At 70.5% G+C, this 13,795-nt stretch carries 19 protein-coding genes; 10 read left to right on the top strand and 9 right to left on the bottom strand.

All coding sequences use genetic code 11. From position 1 onward, the window contains the following. Positions 1 to 8: 8 nt before the first annotated feature. Positions 9 to 635 carry a TetR/AcrR family transcriptional regulator gene (locus tag IE269_RS16105; protein WP_189823632.1) on the bottom strand — a complete coding sequence of 209 codons (627 nt, stop codon included), beginning with the start codon at positions 633 to 635 and terminating at the stop codon, positions 9 to 11. 75 nt (positions 636 to 710) lie between these two features. Here IE269_RS16105 and IE269_RS16100 point away from each other — a divergent pair, with 75 nt between their 5' ends. From IE269_RS16100 to IE269_RS16090, 3 genes are all read left to right on the top strand, one after another. After that, the gene (locus IE269_RS16100) at positions 711 to 1,475 is read left to right on the top strand and encodes an alpha/beta fold hydrolase (protein WP_229897741.1); all 765 of its coding nucleotides are present in this window, start codon (positions 711 to 713) and stop codon (positions 1,473 to 1,475) included. Between the two features lie 178 nt (positions 1,476 to 1,653). After that, positions 1,654 to 2,061 (top strand): DUF4440 domain-containing protein, encoded by a 408-nt coding sequence (locus IE269_RS16095; protein WP_189823631.1) that lies wholly within the window; start codon positions 1,654 to 1,656, stop codon positions 2,059 to 2,061. A 44-nt stretch (positions 2,062 to 2,105) separates the two neighbouring features. Further along, positions 2,106 to 2,876, top strand: coding sequence for an N-acetyltransferase (locus IE269_RS16090; RefSeq protein ID WP_189823630.1), 771 nt, complete (start codon positions 2,106 to 2,108; stop codon positions 2,874 to 2,876). On the opposite strand, the gene IE269_RS16085 is transcribed toward IE269_RS16090, so the two are convergent. Continuing rightward, positions 2,873 to 3,319: a hypothetical protein gene (locus IE269_RS16085; protein ID WP_189823629.1), complete on the bottom strand. Its 447-nt coding sequence runs from the start codon at positions 3,317 to 3,319 to the stop codon at positions 2,873 to 2,875. The genes IE269_RS16090 and IE269_RS16085 overlap by 4 nt on opposite strands. 14 nt (positions 3,320 to 3,333) lie before the next feature. After that, positions 3,334 to 3,912: a helix-turn-helix domain-containing protein gene (locus tag IE269_RS16080; RefSeq protein ID WP_189823628.1), complete on the bottom strand. Its 579-nt coding sequence runs from the start codon at positions 3,910 to 3,912 to the stop codon at positions 3,334 to 3,336. 84 nt (positions 3,913 to 3,996) lie between these two features. Here IE269_RS16080 and IE269_RS16075 point away from each other — a divergent pair, with 84 nt between their 5' ends. Beyond that, positions 3,997 to 4,989 carry a class I SAM-dependent methyltransferase gene (locus tag IE269_RS16075; protein ID WP_189823627.1) on the top strand — a complete coding sequence of 331 codons (993 nt, stop codon included), beginning with the start codon at positions 3,997 to 3,999 and terminating at the stop codon, positions 4,987 to 4,989. A gap of 92 nt (positions 4,990 to 5,081) precedes the next feature. On the opposite strand, the gene leuE is transcribed toward IE269_RS16075, so the two are convergent. Further along, on the bottom strand, positions 5,082 to 5,738 hold the full coding sequence (gene leuE, locus IE269_RS16070) for a leucine efflux protein LeuE (RefSeq protein WP_189823626.1): 657 nt from the start codon (positions 5,736 to 5,738) through the stop codon (positions 5,082 to 5,084). A gap of 100 nt (positions 5,739 to 5,838) precedes the next feature. Then, entirely contained in the window at positions 5,839 to 6,462 is a 624-nt protein-coding gene (locus IE269_RS16065; protein ID WP_189823625.1) for a hypothetical protein, read from the bottom strand. 129 nt (positions 6,463 to 6,591) lie between these two features. Here IE269_RS16065 and IE269_RS16060 point away from each other — a divergent pair, with 129 nt between their 5' ends. Next, entirely contained in the window at positions 6,592 to 7,122 is a 531-nt protein-coding gene (locus IE269_RS16060; RefSeq protein ID WP_189823624.1) for a hypothetical protein, read from the top strand. On the opposite strand, the gene IE269_RS16055 is transcribed toward IE269_RS16060, so the two are convergent. Then, positions 7,103 to 7,642, bottom strand: a complete 540-nt coding sequence (locus tag IE269_RS16055) for a hypothetical protein (RefSeq protein ID WP_189823623.1) — start codon at positions 7,640 to 7,642, stop codon at positions 7,103 to 7,105. The two genes, IE269_RS16060 and IE269_RS16055, sit on opposite strands and share 20 nt — an antisense overlap. 39 nt (positions 7,643 to 7,681) lie before the next feature. Between IE269_RS16055 and IE269_RS16050 the strand changes: the two genes are divergently transcribed. The 3 genes from IE269_RS16050 to trxA are packed head-to-tail and all read left to right on the top strand — an operon-like array spanning position 7,682 to position 9,506. Next, positions 7,682 to 8,710, top strand: a complete 1,029-nt coding sequence (locus IE269_RS16050) for a helix-turn-helix transcriptional regulator (protein WP_189823622.1) — start codon at positions 7,682 to 7,684, stop codon at positions 8,708 to 8,710. A 29-nt stretch (positions 8,711 to 8,739) separates the two neighbouring features. Then, positions 8,740 to 9,177 (top strand): MerR family transcriptional regulator, encoded by a 438-nt coding sequence (locus IE269_RS16045; protein WP_189823621.1) that lies wholly within the window; start codon positions 8,740 to 8,742, stop codon positions 9,175 to 9,177. Then, positions 9,174 to 9,506 carry a thioredoxin gene (trxA, locus tag IE269_RS16040; RefSeq protein WP_308436950.1) on the top strand — a complete coding sequence of 111 codons (333 nt, stop codon included), beginning with the start codon at positions 9,174 to 9,176 and terminating at the stop codon, positions 9,504 to 9,506. The genes IE269_RS16045 and trxA overlap by 4 nt, the downstream gene beginning before the upstream one ends. A gap of 11 nt (positions 9,507 to 9,517) precedes the next feature. Here trxA and IE269_RS16035 read toward each other — a convergent pair whose 3' ends face one another. Then, a complete protein-coding gene (locus IE269_RS16035) occupies positions 9,518 to 10,060 on the bottom strand; it encodes a hypothetical protein (protein ID WP_189823620.1) in 543 nt (180 codons plus the stop codon). A 26-nt stretch (positions 10,061 to 10,086) separates the two neighbouring features. Here IE269_RS16035 and IE269_RS16030 point away from each other — a divergent pair, with 26 nt between their 5' ends. Continuing rightward, positions 10,087 to 10,764, top strand: a complete 678-nt coding sequence (locus tag IE269_RS16030; protein ID WP_189823619.1) for a hypothetical protein — start codon at positions 10,087 to 10,089, stop codon at positions 10,762 to 10,764. Positions 10,765 to 10,819: 55 nt separating this feature from the next. On the opposite strand, the gene IE269_RS16025 is transcribed toward IE269_RS16030, so the two are convergent. Both IE269_RS16025 and IE269_RS16020 read right to left on the bottom strand, forming a co-directional pair. Then, positions 10,820 to 11,548 (bottom strand): ABC transporter permease, encoded by a 729-nt coding sequence (locus IE269_RS16025; protein ID WP_189823618.1) that lies wholly within the window; start codon positions 11,546 to 11,548, stop codon positions 10,820 to 10,822. A 3-nt stretch (positions 11,549 to 11,551) separates the two neighbouring features. Beyond that, entirely contained in the window at positions 11,552 to 12,493 is a 942-nt protein-coding gene (locus tag IE269_RS16020) for an ABC transporter ATP-binding protein (RefSeq protein ID WP_189823617.1), read from the bottom strand. Positions 12,494 to 12,601: 108 nt separating this feature from the next. Here IE269_RS16020 and IE269_RS16015 point away from each other — a divergent pair, with 108 nt between their 5' ends. After that, on the top strand, positions 12,602 to 13,789 hold the full coding sequence (locus tag IE269_RS16015; RefSeq protein WP_189823616.1) for a sensor histidine kinase: 1,188 nt from the start codon (positions 12,602 to 12,604) through the stop codon (positions 13,787 to 13,789). The last annotated feature ends 6 nt before the right edge of the window (positions 13,790 to 13,795 follow it).

Raw genomic sequence — 13,795 nt, 5'->3', positions numbered from 1 at the left:
GAGGCTTGCTACGGGCGCACGAGTGCGCCGTGCAGGGCGGTGCGGACCGTACGCGCGACGAATTCCTTGTCCAGCGGGAGCTGCCGGAAGGCGACGCGCAGCCAGGCGGCCCCGGCGAGCATGTCCATGAGGTGCATCAGGAGAGCCGGGTCCGTCGCGGGGGAGAGCTCCCCGCGGGCGATCGCGCGGTCGAGGATCGGCTGTTCCTTGGCGAGCCGGTCGGCGAAGAAACTCCGTGCATGGGCGGCGAGTTCGGGGCTCTGGGTGATGGCGCCGAGTGCGGCGATCGCGATTCCTGAGGCCGCGGGCGCGGTGAGCAGGCTGACGACGGAACCCAGGACGGCCTCCAGGTCGCCCTGGAGCGAGCCCGTGTCGGGGAGCGGGAAGCCCAGTTGCGTGCCGTTGACGAGGGCGGCACCCAGGAGTGCCCCCTTGGAGGGCCACCAGCGGTAGAGGGTCGTCTTGTTGACCCCGGCACGCTCGGCGACGCCTTCGACGGTCAGGCCCTCGTACCCCTTGTCCCGGAGGAGATCGAGTGTGGCGTCGAAGATCTCCTGGGATTTGCGGGGGGCGCTGATGCGCTTCTTGGGCGCGAGTCCCGTGCCGGCGGCGGGCGGGTGCGGTTCGGCGTTCATGGCTGTCGAGCCTAACAAGGCAAAGAGCCCGAAAACAACGCAACGTTGCGTTGCACTTGGTGTTAGCTTCTTGCCATGGAACCCAACGAAGCCATGGAATCCAACGCATCGGCGTTGCCTCTTGTCTTCCTGCACGGTGTCCGCGTCAGCGGCACGATGTGGCAGCCCGTCAGGGAGGCCGTCGACACCCGCAGCGGGCACCGCCGGACGGTCGCACCCGATCTGCCCGGTCACGGGCGCCGACGCGGGGAGCGCTTCACCATGGACGCCGCCGTCGACGCGGTGGCCGAAGCTGTCGACGAACTCGGCGGCAGGGCCCTGCTCGTGGGCCTCTCCACGGGCGGGTACGTCTCCATCGCCGCTGCGGCCCGCTGTCCCGAGCGGGTGGCGGGCGTGCTGGCCCTCGGGTGCACGGTCAGGCCCCGTGGTGTGTACGCGTCGCTCTTCCGCGGGCAGTTCCACCTCGGGGCCCGGTATCCCGATACGGCCGAGTGGCTCAGCGTCCGGGGCTTCAGGCGCATCCTCCCCGCGCCCGCGGCGGCGGCCATGAGTGCGGGCGGGCTGTCCTGCGAGGTCATGGGCGACGTGGCGGACGCCATCACCAGCACGGACCCGGTTGCCCTGCTCGCCGAATATCCCGGTCCGGTCTGGCTGGTCAACGGCTCCCGGGACCCCTTCCGCAGCGACGAACGCGCCTTCCTCAACGCCTGCCGCGACGGTCGCCTCACGGTGTGGCCGGGGCTGGGACACCTCTCGACCCTCTCCGACCCACAAGCACTCGCCCGTACGGTGCTGGACGTGGCGGCGGCGGTGGAACACCGGGAGTGCGCGGCGGTCTGACGGCGGCTCCGCGCGGCGGTGGGCTTGTCCGTGGGGCGGTGGTGGGCGACCATCGGGCGCGGTGGGCGCGTGCTGGACGCGGCCCTCGGGTGGGGAGTCGGGTGTGCTGGAGTCGTGTGCGGGGGAAGCGGAATCCGAGTCGGCGTGGTTTCTGGACTCCGGGGCGTCGGAGGAGTGCGTGGCCGGAGTGAAGGCGGAACTCGACCGGCTGATGGAGGTCTTCCTCGGTGCGTTCGACAACCGGGGAGGGCGGCGTGCGAACGTCGGCGTCGTACGGGAGGTGTTCATCCCGGAGGGGATGATCATCAGCAACGCCGGCGACGAGCCCGTGATCTACGACCTCGACGGCTTCGTGGCTCCCCGGGAACGGATGCTGGGTGACGGGACGCTGACGGAGTTCTCGGAGTGGGAGGTCGCCGAGCGGACCGAGATCTTCGGGGCGGTCGCGCACCGCTTCAGCGAGTACGGCAAGTCCGGCTTCCGCGACGGCGAGTGGTTCGAGGGGGCGGGCCGCAAGACGACCCAGTTCCTCCGGACGCCGACCGGGTGGCGGATGAGCTCGATGGCGTGGGACGACGTGCGGTAGAAAACCGCTGGTCAAGCCGGTTCGGGTAGGGGAGGATCCGGTTCGTGATCGAGAACGACAGCATTCGCATCAGCCCATTCGCCGAGCGTCCCGAACTGATCGGACGGGCGTACGAAATCGCCGACACCTGGCCGGAGTTCACCTCGTACGAGCCAGTTGTGAACGCGCTGCTCGGGCGGGTGGTCGAGGAGTTCCCGGAGTACTGCGTGGTCGCCACGGACGGGGACCGCGTTGTCGCGCGTGGGTTCAGTGTGCCGTTCAACGCGGAGCTGGACGGTCGTGAGGAAACGCCCGACGGGGGCTGGGACCAGGTGCTGCTGTGGGCGTTCGCCGACCGGCGGCTGGGGAACCTGCCGACGGTCGCCAGTGCGCTGGAAATCACGATCGACGCCGCTTATCTCGGCCGGGGGCTGTCGTACCGCATGCTCGACGCGATGCGCGGGGCCGTCGGCGGGCAGGGGCACGACACCCTGCTCGCACCGGTGCGCCCCAACGCCAAGCACCTGCGTCCGACGGTGCCCATGTCCTCGTACGTACAGGAGTTGCGCGAGGACGGGCTGCCCGTCGACCCGTGGCTGCGTGTGCACGTCAAGGCGGGCGGCACGGTGCAGAAGGTCGCGCCCGCGTCGATGACGGTGAGCGGCTCGCTGGCCGAATGGCGGAAGTGGACCGGGCTGCCCTTCGAGGCGGACGGGGACGTGGAGGTTCCCGGGGCGCTCGTGCCGGTGCAGTGCTCCTTGGAGCACGATCGGGCGGTGTACGTCGAGCCGAACGTGTGGGTACGTCATCGGACGGCGCGGCCGAGCGGGAGCTAAGGGCAGGCCGGAGGGGTGAGCGGGAGGACTCCGTCGGCGTACCAGCGGTCGTCCGCCTGCGTGACCTGCCAGGTCAGGCAGGTAGGGCGGCCGTCGGGGGCGGTGGCCTTCGGGTGGATTTTCAGGTGGAGGAAATCGCCGTCGGCGGCTGCTTGTCGTGTCGCCGGGGGATTGGTCACGCCCGCGTCGGTGAGGCGGGGCAGGAGGGTTTCCGCGTAGTCGTCGCCGACCGTGTCCGGGGCGAAGAGGTTCTGGAGGCGGTCGGCGTCCCGGTCCCGTACGGCTTCGGTGAGGTCCGTGCGCAGGGTGTCGGCCGACGGGGAGCCCTCCGGGGGTTCGTGGGCGATGGAGACGCAGATTCCGGTGATCCAGAGCGCGAACCCCAGGAGCAGGAGGGCCAGCAGGACGGGTTTCTTCCGGGGGACTGCCGGGCGGGTGGGCAACGCGGCTGTTCCTTTCAGGGTTTCGGGTGCAGATGGGTGCGCTCGCCGTCGTGGTCGAGGATGCAGAGCATTTCCGCGGGCCCGCCGTACGCGCCGAACGCGTGCGGGATCATCGTCGAGAACTCCGCTGCCTCACCTGCCTCGACCAGGATCGTCCGGTCACCGAGGAGGAGTTCCACCGTGCCGGACAGCACGGTGAACCAGTCCTTGCCGGGGTGGACCCGCTGGGATTCCGCGCTGCTCCGCGGGGCCGGTTTGGTGAGGCGCATGCGGGCCACGCTCATGCCCTGGGGGCCCGGTTCCCGGCTCAGCAGCCAGGTGGTTCGGCCGTGCGCCTCGTCGCGCTGCGGGCGGATCACCACGTCGTCGTCCGCGACCGTCTCCACGAGCTGGTCGAGGGAGGTTCCCAGCGCGCGGGCGATCGGGGCGAGCTGGTCGAGGGCGATCCGGCGGTGGCCCGTTTCGATGCGGCTCAGCGTGGACGGGCTCAGGTAGCAGCGGGTGGCGAGCTCGTCCAGGGACCAGCCCTTGGCCAGGCGCAGGCCCCTGATCCTCTTGCGGACCAGGTTGTCGAGTTCTCCGTCTTGCGTCATGCGCAAGATTGTATGCCGGGTGCGCAAGCCTGGCGTACCGTCGGAAGCACGGGGAGCCGCAACGAAGAGTCGGGAGCAGGTCGGATGGCGCAGCAGAATGGGGCCCCGGGGAACCAGGCGCACGGACATGGGCACGGGCACGGTGCTGGGCACTCGGGGCAAGATGCCGGGCACGGTCACGAGCATCGTGCCGGTCATGAGTACGGTGCCGGACACGACGGGCACGGCGGGCACTCCGAGGCCGATGAGGCCGCGCTCGCCGAAGTCCTCGACCTCGACGCCGAGGTCCTGCACTCCTACCTCGCCGAGGTCACCGGTCTGCTTGCCGAGTTGACCGCCGACGCGCCGCCGCACCGCATTCTCGACCTGGGCAGCGGCACCGGTACCGGCACGCTTGCGCTGCTCCAGCAGTTCAAGGGGGCCGAGGTCACCGCCGTCGACCTCTCCGAGGAGATGCTGCGGCGCGTCACCGCCAAGGTGGCCGCGGCCGGTGTCGCCGAGGACCGGGTCCGTACCGTACAAGCCGATCTGGACACCGCCTGGCCCGAGGGCCTCGGACCCGTCGACCTGGTGTGGGCCTCCGCGTCGCTGCACCACCTGAGCGACCCGGAGCGTACGCTCGCGGATCTGTTGGCGACGCTGCGGCCCGGTGGGCTGCTGGCGGTGGCGGAAATGGACGCCTCCCCGTTTCCACGGTTCCTCTCCGAGGAGCTGGAGGTCGCGCTCGGCAGGCCTGGGCTGGAGGAGCGGTTGTACGCGGCCGTCGCGGACCAGCACGCCGAGGCGGTGCCGCACCTCGGCGCCGACTGGGGGGAGCGGCTGGCGGCCGCCGGGTTCGCCGTCGAGACGGAGCGGCGTTTCGACATCCGGCTGTCCGCACCGCTGCCCGCCGCCACGGGGAGGTACGCGCAGGCCACCTTGCAGCGGCTGCGGGACCGCCTTGCCGAACTGCTCGGCGCCGAAGACCTTGCCGCGCTCGCCGCGCTCCTCGACCAGGAGGGGCCGCAGAACATCCTGCACCGTGACGACCTCACGGTCGTGACGTCGAGGACGCTGTGGGTGGCCCGGAAGCCGTAACTCCGGACGTATGGCGTCACGGACACACGGCGAACGCCCGGAGCGCGAAGGCGTCTCCGGGCGTTCGGCCGAGGTCAACGGCGTCAACGGGCTCAGGCGCTGGCCAGTGTCAGCTTCACCGCGAAGCCGAGGAAGAGCACCCCGGCGCCCGTGGTCGCACCCGCCGAGAGCCGCTTGCGGCGACGGAAGGCAGCGGCGAGCCGGGTGCCGCTGAAGATCAGGGCGGTGAGGTAGAGGAAGCTCGCCAGCTGGGCCAGCGCTCCGAGGAGAACGAAGGAGAGCGCGGGGTAGGCGTAGGCCGGATCCACGAACTGGACGAAGAAGGAGATGAAGAAGAGGATCGCCTTCGGATTCAGGAGGCTGATCACAAGAGCGCGCCGGTACGGGCGTTCGACCGCGGCCGGGGCCTCGGCCGCCGGAGTGTCGGCCTCGGCCTTCTCGTGCCGGGTGCGCCACATCGACCATGCGGCCCGCATCATGCCGATCGCGAGCCAGGTCAAATAGCCGGCTCCGGCGTACTTCACGATGCCGAACAGGAGCGCGTTCGCCTGGAGCAGGGACGCGACTCCGGCGGCGGAGAGCACCATCAGCACGGTGTCGCCGCACCAGACGCCCGCTGCGGCCGTGTAGCCGGAGCGGACGCCGCGGCGGGCCGCGACGGACAGTACGTACAACGAATTCGGTCCTGGCAGCAGAACTATCAGGACGAGACCTATGAGGTAGGTCGGAAGATCGGTTACACCCAGCATGGGGGGAGTGTCACACGCCCGTGCCCTGTCCTGCTCCGCCTTTTCGCATGCCGGACGCGACCGGATTCACTGCGCTTTTCGGCCGAGAGCGGGCGGACTCTCAGCCCCGGTTCAGGGGCCGGGTCGGCCGGCCGCTCTCCGGGTCGAGATCGATGAGGTGGGCGTGGCCGTCGCCGGTGACGATGCGGACTTGGGAGGGGCCGGACCAGGTGGCATCGGTCAGCTCGTTGTCCGGGTCGTCGCCGTTGAAGAAACCGAGCTTCCAGTGGCGTTGGAAAGGGCCCGCGCCCTCGAAGACGTACGCCTCCCAGAGCGGGTCGAGTATGCCGGGCACCGACTCCACGACCACGCGGCGGTCTGTGCGGCCCGGGGCGTTCTCGCTGCTGACGGTGGTGGACCAGAGGCCCATGACAAGGACGTATGTCACCGAGACCAGCGTGATCAGTCCGGTCAGGAGACCGAGGGCGATGGCCAGGGCGCGGGCGACGGGATGATTCAGGCCGACGTAGGCCGCCCGCTCCAGGAGTCCCAGGATCGCCAGGGTGATGACGAGCGGGTGGTCGAAGGCGCGCGCCACCCACAACAGGCCGCCGTCCTGGCCTGCTTGGACGCCCGCTGCCAGGAGGAGGGCGAGGAGGGCGGCGGCGCCGGTGAGCAGCCAGGTGTGTCTTCGTCGCAGCAGGTCCTGCTCGCTGACCTGGTGGATCGCCGTTGTCTCGCTCACTGGGCCTGCCTCCGGTCACTGCCGGTCGGTCCGCCGATGACGGCATCTTCGCAGGTCGGGCGGGTTGTGTCAGTGGCTGTGCGTACGCTGCTCGGCACGGTGGTCGAAGCATGGGGGAAGGGGACGGGCATGAGTGTGCAGTTCTACTGGCGGAGGGCTCCGGCCGAGGTGGTGGCGGCTTCGACGACCGCGGAATTGGAGCGGATGGTCGAGTGCTGGGACGAGCCGCCCGAGGTGTGGGCCGCCGGGCTAGCCATGGGCGTGGACTTCCACGGCGAACTGATGGACCGGGTGCTGAGGGAGTGTCACGCCGGAACTCCGGAGCAGGCCGAGACGGCCGGGCTCGCGGTGTTCGGAGGCGAGATGCGCCGCAGCAGTTGGATCACCCCGGACAACGAGGTCGAGGAGTACGAGGCCGTCACCCTGCTCACCCCGACGGAGGTTTTCGCCGTCGCTGGAGTCTTGGGTCGCACCGACCACGCCGCGTGGTTGGCCGGGAACCCGCGGCGGGCGGCGGAGCTCGTACGGAGCGTGGGGCATTCGCGCAGCTGGGACACCGAGTGGGAGAAGTCGCTGGTCGACGACCTGGACGCACTCGGCGACTTCTACCGGGCGGCGGCCGGGGCGGGGGAGTCGATGGTCAAGCGGATCTGTGGCTGACGGGGGTGCCGGAGGGAGGCGGTGCGGGGTTCAGGCCCGTGTCGAGGGCGGTGAGGGAGTCGGACAGGTAGGCGTCGAGGTCCGGGGTGTTCGGGGTGAGCATGTGGCGGACCCAGGCGTTGCGTTCGTGGAGGAGGGGTGGGAGCTCCCAGACGCAGCCGAAGAGGTTCAGGGCGTTGTTCCGGTGGGGGCGCAGGCGGACGAAGTGGGTGGGGTTTTGGTCGGGGCAGCCCAGGACGGGCTGGCCCGCTGCCGCGCCGTCGAAGTGCAGCGCGTTGTCCCAGGCCCAGCTGTAGGCGTTGATGTACGCCCCGGTGTCCCCGCCCTTGTGGAGGACGACGAAGGTGGCGGGCGGCGTGCCGTCCGGGGGCGGGAGCAGGTCGGGGAGGATCGCGTAAGCCGCCTTCTCGATGTCCTCGGGGATTCCGGCCGGGTCGCCGCTGACGTGGTAGCGCTTGATGCGGCGGCCGCCGGACTCGATCGGCGGCAGGGTCCAGAGGTGCTTCTCCTTGAATGGCATGGGTGGACGGTAGGGGCGCTCTGCTGACACCGTGTGACAGTGAAGTCCAGTCGTCTTCTGTCGATCCTGCTCCTGCTCCAGACCGGGGGCCGGATGACCGCCGCCCAGCTCGCCGCCGAGCTCGAGGTGTCGCTGCGTACCGTCTACCGCGACGTGGAGGCGTTGGTCGCGGCGGGTGTGCCGTTGTACGCGGATGCGGGGCACGGCGGGGGATACCGGCTTCTCGACGGGTACCGGATGCGGCTCACTGGGCTCAACAGCCCGGAAGCGGAGGCCCTCTTCCTGTCCGGGGTGCCCGGTCCGGCCGCCGCGCTCGGCCTCGGTGCCGAGTTGGCGGCGGCCCGGCGCAAGCTGCGGGCCGCGCTGCCTTCCGAGCTGCGCGAGCAGGCGGACCGGATGAGTTCCCGGTTCCATCTGGACGCGCCCGGCTGGTACGCGCCGGCCGACGAGGTGCCGTACCTCTCGCAGGTGGCGGAGGCGGTGTGGCAGGGGCGGACGATCGAGGTCCTGTACCGGCGGTGGCAGGAGCCGACGGAGGTGGAGCGCAGGCTCGATCCGTACGGGCTGGTGCTCAAGGCGGGACGTTGGTACGTCGTGGCCGGAGCGGGCGGGAAGGGGCCGCGCACCTACCGGGTGGACCAGATTCTCCGGCTTGCGGACGGGGGAGCGGAGTTCGAGGTCCCGGAGGGCTTCGAGCTGGCTTCGTACTGGCAGCAGTACCAGGCGGACTTCCACGCCCGGCTGTACCAGGGGGAGGCCGTCGTACGTCTCGCGCCGGGAGCCGGTGCCCGGTTGACCGGTGTGGCGGCAAGGGCGCTGGAGACCACCGGTGTGCCCGAGCCCGACGGCTGGACACGGGCCGTGTTGCCCGTCGAGTCCCTGGACCACGCGCACGGTGCCTTCCTCGCCCTCGGCACGGACGTCGAGGTGGTGGGGCCGCCGGAACTCCGGGACCGGCTGGCCGCGACGGTGCGGGAGTTGGCGCTGCGCTACGGGGCCGGTTCGCTGTCGGGGGTTCCGTACCGCTCGCGAAGGTTCCGGGAGCCGGAGGCCGGCACGTTGCCTTGACGTCGGGGTCAACGTTTAGCGTCGTATCCATGCGCATCGGCGAGCTGGCGGAACGGGCCGGGGTCAGCACCCGGACCCTGCGGTACTACGAGGCACGCGGGCTGCTGCCCGCGCGGCGTTCGGTCAACGGGTACCGCGTGTACGGGGACGACGATCTGCGGCTCGTGGAGCAGATCCGCACCCTCCAGGACGTGGGATTCGGGCTGGAGGAGACGCGTCCGTTCGTGGAGTGTCTCCAGGCCGGGCACCCGGCGGGGGACTCCTGTCCGGCGTCGCTCGACGTCTACCGGCGCAAGCTGGCGGAACTCGACGTGCTGATCGAGGAGTTGCGGGCCGTGCGCGAGCAGGTCGGCGCACAGCTGGTCCGCGCGGAGGCGGAACTTCCGGAAGGGCCGGAGCCGCTCTGCGAGCTGGGCCGTGCGTGGCAGGACGAACAGGGCCGACACGAGGGAAGGGGATCACGATGATCAAGGCAGCAGGGGTGGACGAGGTCACGGACGCGACCTTCGGGAACGAGGTGCTGGGTGCGGGCCTCCCGGTGCTGGTGGAATTCACCGCCGACTGGTGCGGGCCGTGCCGCCAGTTGGCACCGGTGCTGAGCGCGATCGCCGAGGAGGAGCGGGACCGGTTGAAGGTGGTGCAGATCGACGTCGACGCCAACCCGGAGACGACCGTGGCGTACGGAGTGCTGGCGATGCCGACACTGATGGTCTTCCGCGGCGGTGAACCGGTGAAGTCGATGGTGGGCGCACGCCCGAAGCGCCGCCTGCTGGAGGAGCTCGCGGACGTGCGCTGAGGTTGAGGGGGCTACTCGTCCAGCGGCGCCAGCGGGTCGTTCGTCAGGCGGGTCGGGTGGGCGAGTGCGTGCTCGTACGAGGAACGGTCGAAGGTGAAGGGGCCCGCGAGCACGCCCCATTCCGGCCGACGCCCCTGGTGCAGGCCGGACCAGGTGACGGTCCGCGCGGTGAGGGTGATGACGCCCAGCAGGTGCCAGCACTGCCAGATGCCGCAAGGGCAGCTCAGCAGGGGAGTGGTGCCGGGCGGCAGGGGCGCGGGCGCTCCGACGAGTTCCGCCACGGCCTCGCGGGAGAAGTCCCCGGCGGGCTCGCCCAGGAAATGCCGCACGGGGTCTTCGAGTTGGCCGAGAGGCAGCCCCCGGTGCTGGATGAGCAGGGACTTCTCCCGCTCCGCCCGGCTCGGGACGTCGGTCTCGTACTCGCGGTGCCAGTGTGCGCGGCTGGCTTCTGTGACGTACGTACGCAGATCGACGCCGTCGACACGGAAGCCGCACAGGACGTACGCGGGGGCTTGTCCGCTCGCGGAATAGGTCAGGAACTCCAGGCGCTGCATTCGGCCCATTCTGCGAGCAACCGGACATGGCGGCTTCTGGATCGGACGCGTGGACGGTGGAAGCACTCGAGCGGGTGCGAGCGGACGGCCTCGTTGACGGGGCACTCCCACGGCCCACCCAGCTGCTCCGGCTCGAACTGCCGCGTCCCGCTTTTCGGGGCATCGACGTCTATGCGAAGGACGAGTCGGCGCATCCCACCGGCAGCCTCGCCGGAGTCGATGCGGAACATTCCGCCTACTTTCCCTCCTGGGCGAGCAACTGCCCCGACCATGCCACCGGAGTGCCCTCCCGCGTTCCCGGCATCGGCCGCCCCCGGACCGAACCCGGCTTCGTCCCCGACGTGATCGACCTCGTCGTCCCGGTGCCGGACGCCGCTGCTCTCGCGGCATCGGCCTGGATCCGTCGTAGTACCGGAATCGAAGCCGGTCCCGCCACCGGCGCCAACGTCTGGGCCGTCTGCCACCTCGCGGCCCGCATACGCGAGGCCGATACGCGCGGCAGCGTGGCCACCCTTGTCGGCGACCGCGCCGACCCGTACCGCGTCACGCACCTCGATGCCCGCTGGGTGCGTGGGCGAGGGCTCGAACCCGGCCCGCACGAGGTCGTGCTCGACCGCTTCGGGCGGACGGGGGTGAGGTTGCCGACCCAGTGGTGCACGGTGGAGGTGCGGCTGACGGGGGGAGGTAGCCGTGCTGGGCGGTGAGCTGAGCACGGTGAGCGTGACCGGCACGCCCCGCAGTGGGACCCAGCCGTTCGGCTCACGCGTCGCGGCGGCGTATCGACCACCAGCCGATCAGCAGGAAGAGAGCCGCCCAGAGGGCTGTGACACCGAGCCCGGTCCAGGCTCCGAGGGAGCCGGTGGGGTTCTGGTGGATCAACTGCTGACCCGCGCGGTCCGGCAGGAACTGGGCGACGCCCGAGACGTCCACGAAGATGAACGAGGCGAGCAGGGTGAAGGGGATCAGGATGCCGAGGACCGCCACGGCGCTGCGCAGGAGTGCGGTGAGGCCGGTGGCGATCAGAGCCATGAGCGCGAGGTAGAGGCCTGCGCCCATGCAGGCACGCACCGCGCCGGGGTGGTCGAGGCCGATCGCCTGGTCACCGCGGAGTGCCTGGCCCGCCAGAAAAGCGGTGAAGGTGGTCACCCAGCCGATGGTGAGGGCCAGGGCACCGATCACGGCCGTCTTGGCCGCGTAGAAGAGGCCTCTGCGGGGCACGGCGATGAGGGAGAGGCGCAGGGCTCCGTTGTGGTACTCGGAGGACATGGCCGTCGCGCCGAAGGCGAGGGCGGCGAGCTGCCCGAAGTTGAGGGCGGTGAAGGCGCCGGCGAGGAGGTCGTTGCCCGCCCGGTCGGACTCGCTCATCGTCGCGAAGGCCAGAAGTGTGAAGCCGACGGTGGACAGGAGGATCGCGAGCAGTGAGCCGCGGACGGAGCGGACCGATGTGATCTTGATCCACTCGGAGTGCAGGACGGCGGTGGGGGTCATGGGTCAGGTCTCCTGGCTGGTGGGGGACGTGGTGGATGCCGTGCTTTCTTCTTCGATTTCGCGAGCGGTGAGCGCCAGATAGGCGTCCTCCAAGGTGGTCTGCTCGTCGGAGAGTTCGAGGAGGGGAATGCCCTCGCGCGCTGCCGTCGCCCCGATCTGTTCGGCCGTGGTGCCTTCGACGGACCAGCGGTCCTCGTCCGAGCGGACCGGGGTCAGGCCCGTGCGGGCAAGGATTGTGCGCAGCCGATCGGGTTCGGTGGTGCGCAGGCTGACCCGGGGCTGGTTGCCGGTGTCGAGGAAGTCCCGCATCGGCATGTCGGCGAGCAGCCTGCCGCGTCCGAGGACGACGAGGTGGTTGGCGAAGGACGACGTCTCGTTCATCAGGTGGCTGGAGACCAGGACGGTGCGCCCCTCGCGGGCCAGGCGTTTCATCAACTCCCGGATCCAGATGATCCCTTCTGGGGCCAGGCCGTTCGACGGCTCGTCCAGCAGGACCACGCCAGGATCTCCGAGCAGGGCGGCGGCTATGCCCAGGCGCTGGCGCATGCCGAGCGAGAACGTCTTGACCCGCCGCCCCGCATCCTGGGCGATGCCTGCTTCCTCCAGAACTTCTTCGATCCGACGGGCCCCTATGCCATTGCTCGTGGCGAGGGCGCGCAGATGGTTGCGGGCCGAACGGGAGCCGTGTGCGGCCTGGGCGTCCAGCAGCGCGCCGACCTCGTGCAGTGGGTGGTCAGCGGCTGCGTAGGGCCGGCCGCCGATGGTGGCCGTGCCGGATGTTGGCCGGTCCAGGCCCAAGATCAGCCGCATGGTGGTGGACTTGCCCGCTCCATTGGGTCCCAGGAATCCCGTGACCCGGCCGGGACGGACATGGAAGGTGAGGTTGTCAACGGCCCGTCGGGAGCCGAACTGCTTGGTGAGCCGGTGGACTTGGATGGTTGTCATGATTCAAGGCTGGCCGTCGGTCCCGGTGGCCCGCCTCCCCCGTCCGAGGGTCGCGGCTCCCCCAAATGGGGGAGCCGCGACCCTCCCGACCGCTGCCAGGATGGACGCATGATGCGCTTGATCCGGCCGCTGGTCCGGCCGTTCACCCGGCAGGTCACCTACGCGAGGTGGGTGCACCTGCTCATCCCGGTGCTGGGTTTAGCGGTGTGGATGTACGTCATGCCCGACGACCCCTGGGTGGTCGCGCTGCTGCTGATACCGCTCGGGCTCATTCCCGCCGTGCGGCTCGCCGAGGGAGTCCAGGCGCAGCTGCTCCTTGTTCCGCTGCGCCTGCGGGGCAGGCCGCATTCCGTCATACGGGCCGCGCCGTCCGTGACCTGGCGGGACCGGGGCCGGACGGTGCTGTGGCTGGAGATACGGCTGCTCCTCAGCACCGTGGCTCTTCTCGCCGCCGTGTGGGCGCCCATGCTCACCCTCGACCTGATCTCCGCGTCGATCAGCGGTGGCACCGGACCGGCCCAACTGCTCACGGTGGCGCAGTCGCACTGGCAGTACGCCCTGCTCGCCCCGATCCCCCTGCTGGCAGGACTCGGTGTTCTCGTCGGCCTGGGTGAACTGATCATGGTCATTGCTCACCGGATGCTCGGCCCCTCCCCGGGGGAGCGGCTGACCGCCCTGGAGGAGCGGACGGAACAACTGCTGGAACGCAACCGCATCGCCCGCGAACTGCACGACTCCATCGGCCACGCCCTGACCGTGGCGGTGGTGCAGGCGGGGGCCGCCCGGGAAGCGGGGAGCCCCGCGTTCACCGAACGCGCGTTGGCCGCCATCGAGGAGACCGGACGGGACGCCCTGGACGACCTGGAGCGCGTACTGCGTGTCCTGCGGGAGTCCGACGTCCCCGTCGGGAGCCGTCCGACACTCGCCGAGGCCGACCGACTCCTCGACTCCGCGCGGGCCTCCGGCAACGATGTGCACGCCGAACTGCCCCCGACCCTGGCCGATCTGCCGGCCCCCGTCTCGCGCGAGGGGTACCGCATTCTTCAGGAGTCGCTGACCAACGTGCTGCGGCATGCGGGCCCGGCACCGGTCAGGGTGCGGATCGAGGTCGTCGAGGGCAGGCTGGAGCTCGCGGTGACCAATCCCCTCGGTGCTACCGCCGCATCGATGGGCGGCGGCAGCGGATTGCGGGGCATCCGGGAGCGGGCGGTGCTTCTGGGAGGCAGCGCCAAGACCGGTCCGTACGACGGGGAGTGGCGGGTGCACGCGAGCCTGCCGCTCTCGGCACGAGCATGAAGGGGA

Origin of the sequence: Streptomyces spiroverticillatus, assembly GCA_014650415.1 — a bacterium.
GTDB classification, from domain to species: Bacteria; Actinomycetota; Actinomycetes; order Streptomycetales; family Streptomycetaceae; genus Streptomyces; species Streptomyces spiroverticillatus.
Note: the sequence above shows the minus strand (reverse complement) of the source record. Positions and strands in the feature narration are given on the sequence as shown.

Coding starts and splice junctions, on each gene's coding strand:
- IE269_RS16015 (WP_189823616.1), top strand. CDS start 12,602: ATGATGCGCTTGATCCGGCCGCTGGTCCGGCCGTTCACCCGGCAGGTC.
- trxA (WP_308436950.1), top strand. CDS start 9,174: ATGATCAAGGCAGCAGGGGTGGACGAGGTCACGGACGCGACCTTCGGG.
- IE269_RS16045 (WP_189823621.1), top strand. CDS start 8,740: ATGCGCATCGGCGAGCTGGCGGAACGGGCCGGGGTCAGCACCCGGACC.
- IE269_RS16025 (WP_189823618.1), bottom strand. CDS start 11,548: ATGACCCCCACCGCCGTCCTGCACTCCGAGTGGATCAAGATCACATCG.
- leuE (WP_189823626.1), bottom strand. CDS start 5,738: ATGCTGGGTGTAACCGATCTTCCGACCTACCTCATAGGTCTCGTCCTG.
- IE269_RS16055 (WP_189823623.1), bottom strand. CDS start 7,642: ATGCCATTCAAGGAGAAGCACCTCTGGACCCTGCCGCCGATCGAGTCC.
- IE269_RS16100 (WP_229897741.1), top strand. CDS start 711: ATGGAACCCAACGAAGCCATGGAATCCAACGCATCGGCGTTGCCTCTT.
- IE269_RS16035 (WP_189823620.1), bottom strand. CDS start 10,060: ATGCAGCGCCTGGAGTTCCTGACCTATTCCGCGAGCGGACAAGCCCCC.
- IE269_RS16060 (WP_189823624.1), top strand. CDS start 6,592: ATGAGTGTGCAGTTCTACTGGCGGAGGGCTCCGGCCGAGGTGGTGGCG.
- IE269_RS16105 (WP_189823632.1), bottom strand. CDS start 635: ATGAACGCCGAACCGCACCCGCCCGCCGCCGGCACGGGACTCGCGCCC.
- IE269_RS16080 (WP_189823628.1), bottom strand. CDS start 3,912: ATGACGCAAGACGGAGAACTCGACAACCTGGTCCGCAAGAGGATCAGG.
- IE269_RS16020 (WP_189823617.1), bottom strand. CDS start 12,493: ATGACAACCATCCAAGTCCACCGGCTCACCAAGCAGTTCGGCTCCCGA.
- IE269_RS16075 (WP_189823627.1), top strand. CDS start 3,997: ATGGCGCAGCAGAATGGGGCCCCGGGGAACCAGGCGCACGGACATGGG.
- IE269_RS16030 (WP_189823619.1), top strand. CDS start 10,087: ATGGCGGCTTCTGGATCGGACGCGTGGACGGTGGAAGCACTCGAGCGG.